The sequence below is a fragment of the Acinetobacter sp. TUM15064 genome (genome assembly GCF_008980265.1).
GTDB lineage: Bacteria > Pseudomonadota > Gammaproteobacteria > Pseudomonadales > Moraxellaceae > Acinetobacter.
This window is the reverse complement of the sequence record NZ_BKFU01000013.1, coordinates 63,069-71,799: the sequence shown is the minus strand read 5'-3', so window position 1 is coordinate 71,799 and position 8,731 is coordinate 63,069. Positions and strand designations below refer to the sequence as shown.

General features: G+C 39.5%; 8 protein-coding genes. All 8 read left to right on the top strand.

The annotated features are described in order from the left end of the window. Positions 1 to 181, top strand: a 181-nt coding sequence (locus GBI16_RS18805) for a hypothetical protein (protein WP_215900677.1), incomplete at its 5' end; no start/stop codon positions are given. 150 nt (positions 182 to 331) lie between these two features. Beyond that, on the top strand, positions 332 to 1,573 hold the full coding sequence (gene gltS, locus GBI16_RS06385) for a sodium/glutamate symporter (RefSeq protein ID WP_086208501.1): 1,242 nt from the start codon (positions 332 to 334) through the stop codon (positions 1,571 to 1,573). Positions 1,574 to 1,647: 74 nt separating this feature from the next. Beyond that, positions 1,648 to 3,123: a sodium:alanine symporter family protein gene (locus tag GBI16_RS06380; RefSeq protein ID WP_086208500.1), complete on the top strand. Its 1,476-nt coding sequence runs from the start codon at positions 1,648 to 1,650 to the stop codon at positions 3,121 to 3,123. Between the two features lie 521 nt (positions 3,124 to 3,644). Then, positions 3,645 to 4,643: a patatin-like phospholipase family protein gene (locus GBI16_RS06375; RefSeq protein WP_086208499.1), complete on the top strand. Its 999-nt coding sequence runs from the start codon at positions 3,645 to 3,647 to the stop codon at positions 4,641 to 4,643. A gap of 290 nt (positions 4,644 to 4,933) precedes the next feature. Then, entirely contained in the window at positions 4,934 to 5,455 is a 522-nt protein-coding gene (locus GBI16_RS06370) for an acyl-CoA thioesterase (RefSeq protein ID WP_058869179.1), read from the top strand. Between the two features lie 129 nt (positions 5,456 to 5,584). Continuing rightward, on the top strand, positions 5,585 to 6,157 hold the full coding sequence (locus GBI16_RS06365) for a TetR/AcrR family transcriptional regulator (protein ID WP_110975084.1): 573 nt from the start codon (positions 5,585 to 5,587) through the stop codon (positions 6,155 to 6,157). Positions 6,158 to 6,160: 3 nt separating this feature from the next. After that, entirely contained in the window at positions 6,161 to 7,348 is a 1,188-nt protein-coding gene (locus GBI16_RS06360; RefSeq protein ID WP_086208497.1) for an MFS transporter, read from the top strand. Between the two features lie 12 nt (positions 7,349 to 7,360). Next, the gene (locus GBI16_RS06355; protein ID WP_151706748.1) at positions 7,361 to 8,254 is read left to right on the top strand and encodes a LysR substrate-binding domain-containing protein; all 894 of its coding nucleotides are present in this window, start codon (positions 7,361 to 7,363) and stop codon (positions 8,252 to 8,254) included. Positions 8,255 to 8,731 lie beyond the last annotated feature (477 nt).

The following is an 8,731-nucleotide window of genomic DNA, read 5'->3' as shown; positions in this document are numbered from 1 at the left end:
AATCTGCATATGTCGGTCTTTCACTCGTATTGTGCTTTTATTGGTTAATTTTAAGCCAGTATGGGGCGATTTTTGTGACTTAAGTCAAAAAATCGTATCTGTGTCCAAAAATTATTGGGCATTACGTTCTTTCAGTTTACTCATCGGTAGAGCTGAATATGTTATGCATCAGATCGCTTAGTTGTTACCAATTTACCCATTGCCTGAATTTTCATACGCAAGACTGAGTTTGACTCAGATTTACGAAATCTATCTTGAAGTATCAATGGATTCAGTGGCTTATTTATTAGCCAGATAACAACTCTAAGCATCAGCTTTATGGACAATTGTCATGGAATTTACATTTAACGCATTTTATACCTTGATTGCTGCTGTCATTGTTTTGTTACTTGGTCGCTTCTTGGTTAATAAAATTGATTTCTTGAAACGCTACAACATTCCTGAGCCTGTAGCAGGTGGTTTGGTTGCTGCGATTATCTCTTTGCTTGTACATAGTCTTTGGGGCTATAGCATTACTACAAGTAGCGAATTACAGACCAGTTTTATGCTGATTTTCTTTGCTTCAATTGGTTTAAGTGCAAACTTCTCCAAATTACGTGAAGGTGGGATCGGTCTTATTATTTTCTTAATGGCTGTTGCTTCCTTTATTGTGGTACAAAATTTCGTGGGCATTAGCCTTGCAACCCTATTAGGTATTGATCCATTGATTGGTTTAATTGCGGGTTCAATTACCTTAACTGGTGGTCACGGTACTGCGGGTGCTTGGGGTGAAATTTTAGAAGTTAAGCATGGTATTCAAGGTGCACTTGCATTAGGTATGGCGAGTGCAACTTTTGGTCTAATTATTGGTGGTTTAATTGGTGGCCCCTTAGCAAAACTACTTATTAACCGCTATGAATTAGCGACACCACGTACCAATGAGCAGATTGAAAGAAGTGATAATACGCCTTTACCAGAGATTAGCTCAACGGAATATGTACCATTTGAATATCCGCATCGGGTTCGTCTTATCACAGCTGATAATGCAATTACCACATTAGGTTTGTTCGCAGGCTGTTTGGCTTTTGCTGACTTTATGACAGGTCAGATGAAAGGCACAATGCTTGAGTTGCCAACATTCGTTTGGGCGCTTGCTGGTGGTGTGATTTTACGTAATGTATTGGAAGGGATTTTTAAAGTCCAAATCTTTGATCGCGCGATTGATGTATTTGGTAATGCATCATTATCACTTTACCTTGCGATGGCATTATTATCATTGAAATTATGGCAGTTGGCTGACTTGGCTGGTCCACTGGTTGTTATTTTGGGTGCGCAAACAATCACTATGGCATTGTATGCGGGCTTCGTAACTTTCCGTGTAATGGGGAAAAACTACGATGCTGCTGTATTGTCTGCAGGACACTGTGGTTTTGGTATGGGTGCAACACCAACAGCAGTGGCAAACATGCAAGCCATTACCAACATGTATGGTCCTTCTCATAAGGCATTCTTAATTGTTCCTTTATGTGGCGCCTTCTTTGTAGACTTGATTAACGTTGCTGTTATTCAGTCTATTTTGCAGTTTTTTAGCTAATTGAATTTGCGATTTGCCCTAGGAAACTAGGGCTTTTTTGCTTTTTAGTCTTTCACAATAATTAGGAAGTCGAGATGAATGATCAGTTAAATGAAACATTACTCGGGTGGGTGAATACACTGAATGGACCTCTGTGGGACTTTTTAGTGGTTTTTCTGGTTGCCGTTGGTTTGTTTTACACGCTAATTACGGGTGCGGTGCAGGTTCGCTTATTTTTACACAGCATCAAGGTGATGAAATCAAGCCGTAAGGAATGTGATGATGACCATGGCATTACGCCTTTTCAGGCTTTTGTAACGGGGCTTGCAAGCCGTGTCGGTGTGGGTAATGTCGCTGGTGTTGCGATCGCAATTGCGATTGGTGGACCGGGTGCAGTTTTTTGGATGTGGGTGACTGCATTTTTAGGTATGAGCTCAGCTTTTGTTGAATCATCTTTAGCACAATTGTTTAAAGTACGTGACCAAGAGAATAAACAGTTCCGTGGAGGCCCTGCTTATTATATTACTCAAGGTCTGAAGCAAAAATGGTTGGGCGTAGTTTTTGCTGTAGCATTAATTTCAACCTATGGTTTTGTGTTTAATGCAGTACAAGCCAATGCCATTACTGGTGCAACAGCACATGCATGGGGTTGGGACAAAGCCAATTTGGCTTTTGAACTGGGCGGCATTCATATTGTGGTGTCTTGGGTTGGGCTCGGTTTAGTCTTGCTAACTGCAGTGATTATCTTTGGTGGGATTAAGCGTATTGCGAAGGTTGCTGAAAGCTTTGTTCCATTTATGGCTATATTGTATTTAGTTGTTGCACTTTATATTGCCATTATTAACTATGCTATTTTGCCTGACATCTTTCAGCTTATTTTCTCGAAAGCATTTGAGTTTGAGGCGGCAGCAGGTGGATTCTTCGGTGCGATGGTTTCCATGGCAATGATGATGGGGATTAAACGTGGTTTATTCTCTAATGAAGCAGGTATGGGTTCAGCACCAAATGCGGCAGCTGCATCAGATGTGAAACATCCCGTAAACCAAGGTTTAGTACAAATGCTCGGTGTATTTGTGGATACGTTTGTGGTGTGTTCATGTACAGCAATTATTATTTTGGCGTCTGGTCTGTATCACGATGCTGGGTTTGAAGGTGTTGCATTAACACAAATGGCGCTAGAGAGCCAAATTGGTTCATGGGGGGATGACTTCCTTGCAACGATTTTATTCTTATTCGCTTTTTCATCAGTCATTGGTAACTACGCCTATGCTGAAGGCAATGTGCAATTTATTAACAACAACGCCAAAGTGATGTTTGTGTTCCGTATCTTTGTTTTGATTATGGTCTATCTTGGTTCAGTGATGAGTGTGCCCCTTATTTGGAACACTGCGGATTTGTTCATGGGCATCATGGCCACCATTAACTTGTTTGCCATTTTGTTATTAACACCATTCTTATTGATGTTGTTAAAGGACTATATCGGTCAGCTCAAACAAGGAGTGAAAGAGCCAGTGTTTAAATTGGACAACCATCCTAAATTTAAAGATAAAGTCAAATCAGACATTTGGTAATTCGCCAGAAAGCCTCTACTTAAAGTAGGGGCTTTTTTATGCACTAATAGTCGTACATTAATGAATCTTCAATGGAGTTCGTGCATCAGCCATTTTCTGAGCTGTCTTGAAATCACAATGAAAGTTCTTTCTCTTTTTTAAAGGAGAGGGCTAGGGAGAGGATTTATAGGAAGAATCCGCCCTCATTCTAAGCTTTTCACCAAGAGAGAAAGTGACGTTCAATACTTATTTTATTCTTAGATTGTCAATGAGTGATCATTTTTTGACTATTTTAAGAGCTCTAATGAGTCAAAATTTATGACCAAACTGAGTCCAATAAGTGACTAGACTACAAAAAGATAGGCACTTTAGGTTTAAATATGTGGATCAGGAGCTGAATACACATACCAGATGATACTAAAAGGGTGAAAAGAATTATAATAAGAGAATGCACACTTTTACGAAAAACAACAGTCAGACGGCTACGGATTTTCATACACTATGTTGCTTAAAATTTTCTTCTTCCTTAGCGTTGGTGAATTATGTTGAAATTAAAAATTAGCCTGTTGTCGCTTACATTGCTTGTCTTGGCTGGTTGCCAAAGTATGCCAAAAGCAGACCAAGACCTGTCAAATCAGCTTGGTGCAACACATAATAATTCCAACGAAGCTCAGGAAAGAACCGATCGCATTAATTTTAAACAGCTTAAAAAAGAGCAAAATCGGCCAATTATTGCTCTTGTTCTTGGTAGTGGCGGTGCACGTGGTTACGCACATATTGGTGCAATACAAGTACTGGAGCAGTCAGGTATACATCCTGATTTTATCGTGGGAACCAGTGCGGGTAGTATAGTGGGCTCCCTCTATGCCAGTGGTAAAAACGCAAATGAACTGCGTGAAATTGCACTCAATATGAAAGCCAATGATGTACGTGATATTCGTTTGGGTATGAAAGGTTTTTTTGATGGTCAAAAAGTTGAGGACTATGTTAATGAACAGGTCAAAGATGTTCCTCTTCAACGTTTACCAACACCGATGTATGTGGTTGCAACACAACTAAAAGAAGGTAAAAAAGTCGTTTTTAATTATGGAAATACAGGGCAAGCAGTGCGTGCATCGGTGTCCATTCCGAGCATGTTTATCCCGACGAAAATTGGTGAAGATGAGTATGTTGATGGCGGTTTAGTGAGCCCAGTTCCTGTCGATGTAGCGCGTAAATTAGGTGCAGATATTATTATTGCTGTAGATATTTTAGCGCAGCCGATGTATACCGAAACGTCGAATGTATGGGGACTATTTAACCAAAATATCAATATTATGCAAAAGAACCTTGCGCAAATAGAGCTGAAAAATGCCGATATTGTGATTCAGCCAGACTTACGTGAGAAAGTACATATTTTTGATGTGAGTGGGCGTGAAATGACGATGAAAGCAGGACAGGATGCAACTGTTGCTCAATTGCAACAGATTCAAAAAGTGTTCGCTCAAAAAAATTATAAACAGAAACTGAATATTCAAGCGATTCAGGCACGCATGCAGTAGTAGATATATATTTTGGCAAATGAATAGGTGAAATTAAGGGCTGTGCTCTTATATGTAGCGATGTTCATGCGACTGAATGTGAATTGTACAGTCAAATATATGTGATAGAAAACTGGTTGAAGTACCAAGAAGGCTTATAGATTCAATACCTTAGTCTTCTTTATATATATTTTTTTGAATGATGGGAGAATCGCTATAAATAATAATGATGGTTTTGTTACCAAATTTAGTCTGTAAAACCGATATAATAAGCGCCACATATCCTATTATCTTCCGAATTAGAGAACGCGATGTCCCCATTAGATCAAATTGCTGCGGCTGCAGATGACCAGTCTGAACTCACTATGTCGGTCTTAATGACACCAGATATGGCGAATTTTTCAGGAAATGTGCATGGTGGCACCATTTTGAAACTGTTAGACCAAGTTGCGTATGCGTGTGCAAGTCGTTTTTCTGGCAGTTATGTAGTGACCTTATCGGTGGATAAAGTGAACTTTAAAGAGCCGATTCATGTAGGTGAGTTGGTTACTTTCTTGGCAAGTGTGAACCATGTGGGGCGGACTTCGATGGAAATCGGTATTCGTGTTGAAGCGCAGAATATTCAAAAGCGTACAGTACGTCATACCAACAGTTGTTACTTTACTATGGTGGCGGTCGATGAAAATGGTAAGCCAAAACAAATTCCTGCATTGAACTTGGATAATGACTGGAAGCGTTGTCGTTTTGAAGCGGCTGAGCAACGTAAAGTTGCGCGCTTACAAGAAAACCATCACCCTTCGTGCAGTATTTATAAAAAAACATCGCATAGTTAAATGCAATGAAAAGGTCTCCTATATAGGAGACCTTTTTTTATGTCTAAAATTTATTTATTAAAGAAATTAGCACAAGTGCATTTTTAAGTATAAAATGAAACGATACGTAGCGTATCGTTTTGGTGTGATATGAATGTTGAGAAAGGTTCTAAACGAAAACAATGCATTTTAAATGCTGTACTGGCAGCTTTGTCAGAGGCAGATTATTCACAGTTCACTATAGAAGATATTGCTGCACGTGCAGGAGTTGGAAAATCCACCATTTACCGATGGTGGAAGCACAAATCTGATTTGGTTTTTGAAGCATTTAAATTGCATACCGAATCCGTCTTTGAATTGGATTTTGAGCAAAGTTTAGAGCACAACTTAGTACAACAATTATCTAAACTGGCAGTGGCCTTGAATCATCCAGTGGGGCGAGCACTGTTGGTGGTCATGGCAGAGCATCGCGAAGCTGCAGGGTTATTTTTCCAAGAGTATTTACTGCCACGTCGTGTCCAAACCCGTAAATTAATTCAGTGTGCGATTGAGCGTGGTGAAGTACGCGCAGATTATCCTTTTGAGTTGATGCTCGATACTTTGTATGGACCGATTCATTATCAAATTATTTTTTTTAACCGTATGCCTGATGACGCCTATATCCATAATTTGGTTCGGTTGGTAATTGCACCTGCACAGCGACATGTGCTTTTAGAGGAATAGATAATGCCTCAGCAGTCGCTTTGGAATAGAAATTTTATACTTTGTGTGTGTAATAACCTGTTCTTGTTCACGTATTACTTTGCATTACTCACGATCTTGCCCGTTTATATCATGCAAGAACTCGGTGGGACGGTGAAGCAAGCAGGTCTCGCTTTAACCCTATTTTTGGTGTCCTCTATTGCAGTGCGACCGTTTTCAGGGTTGATTGTGGAGCGGCTCGGGAAGGCTTTTTCCTTTCGTGCTTCGGCATCACTTTTTGTCTGCTTTGCCTTTAGCTATCTTTGGGTGGACAGCATGTGGAGCTTGCTTGCTATTCGTTTTATACATGGTATTTGGTTTAGTATTTTAACAACTGTAACTGTACCCATTGCTAATGATTTTATACCCGAACAACGCAAAGGTGAGGGGATGGGTTATTTTGTCATGTCTACCAATTTAGCTGTGGTTTTTGGGCCACTTATTGCTCTGAGCGTTGTGCAGTACAGTAGTTTTAATGATTTATTTGTTCTACTGACTGTGCTGATTAGTCTTGGTTTGATTTTTAGTTGGTTGATTCCAATTACTGAATCTGTTTCTCTTCAAGTGCCCGAAACTAAAGAAAGAGTAGGTTTGAGCTGGTATGACATTATTGAACTCAAGGCAGTGCCGATTGGTTTAATTGCATTACTCACGGCCTTTGCATATTCGAGCATTATGAGTTTCATTGCTACATATACTGAGTCCAAAGCTTTATTGGCTTATACCAGTTTATTTTTCGTGGTTTTTGCTGTGTCGATGATTTTGGTGCGACCGTGGGTCGGCAAGATTTATGACAGCCGTGGCGCCAGTGCTGTGATTTATCCTTCATTTTTGTGTTTTGCATTGGGTTTAGTGTTGGTCAGCATCGTCAATAGTCCATGGATGTTATGGTTATCTGCTGTATTTATTGGTATGGGATACGGCTCGTTATTTCCTTGTTTTCAAACGGTCGCCATTCAGTCGGTACCGAAACAACGTATGGGACATGCTATTTCGACTTTTTTTACTTTGTTTGATTTGGGAATGGCTGTTGGCTCGGTTGTGATAGGTTTGGTGATTGCGCATTTAGGCTTTCAAACTACATATTTAATCTGTGCAGCAATTGTGCTGCTGACGTTATGTATCTACAAATTTAAAGTGGCTAAAACGACACGACGGGTGTCAGAAGCATAGTTGGAGCGTTTTATGGAATTGCGTCATTTACGTTATTTTGTTGCTGTTGCAGAAGAACTCAATTTTACTAAAGCAGCACAGCGCATGTGTACGGTTCAGCCTTCGCTTAGCCAGCAAATTAAGGATTTGGAACATGAGGTTGGCGCGCAGCTATTGATTCGAACCAATCGTAAGGTCGAACTTACGGAAGAAGGAAAAGCATTTTTAAAACAAGCTTTACTGAGCTTGGAGTATGCTGAAAAGGCAATTTATGATGCACGCCAAATTGCCAATATGAGTAAAGATCACTTACATATTGGCTTTGTACCTGTTGCTGAAATGAAAGTGTTTCCTTACATCATGCCAAACATTCGCGCGCATTTTCCAGACTTAAAAATTAGCTTTCATAGCCTGACAGATTCAGCCCAGCTTGATGCTTTGAAAAAAGGTGAAATTGATATTGCATTTACGCGTTATCCAGATGAGTCTGGAGAGTTTGAGCATGTTCAAGTTTTTCAGGAGCCTTTAGCTCTGATTATGCCGAAAGATTCTCCTTTTGCTGAACAGCGCAGTATTAGCATTAAGCACTTTAATGATCGTGACTTTGTGATCAGTGATGAAACCGCTTCACCACAGTTATATAAGTTGATCCAAGACTTTTTTAAACAGTCGAAACTGAATGTCAATATTGTCCAGCACTCGACCAATATTTTGCTGAATGTGAATTTGGTCGGGATGGGGGTTGGGTGGAGTATTGTACCTGCGTATGTGATTCCACTTTTGGGCGATAAAATTGTAGCGAAGAACACAATTGAACCTTTACCGATGATTGGACTCTATGCGAATTACCGTAAACAGCAGAAAAACCCTGCGATTGATCTCATTTTAAAAATATTAAAAGAGCAATTTTATATGGACATGTTCTGACCAGAATTCTTTTGAATATTGGAACTTGGGGAAAGGGTCATTAGGTAAATCAACATTTCAAGTGTATGAGGTTTATAAAGATCTGGCTAAAGGGTTGATATAGCAGAACCAGAAGGTATAAATGTTCAAGATGCCTTATTGCGAATACACAGTGCGATTTCTAATTTTGTCTCTTTAACTGAGTCCATGATGATATCGTGGTTTAATTTTCCTGATTTACCATCTATGCCTAAGGCAACACCAAATTGTGTTTAGTTTAAGCATGATGAAAATTTATTTTTATAATGTCGTAAATAATGGTGAGAGTAAAAAGGACTTAAAGCATAATAAAAAACACTGATAACACGTCCAAAAAATGTACTCTTGGTAAAGGCAGGAAAGGGATTGGGATAAAACAGTGAATAAAATCAGTCGTATTATTATGTCGTTGTTTTTTTTACTTAAAAATATACACATACAGTTGTGCTGTATGATGTT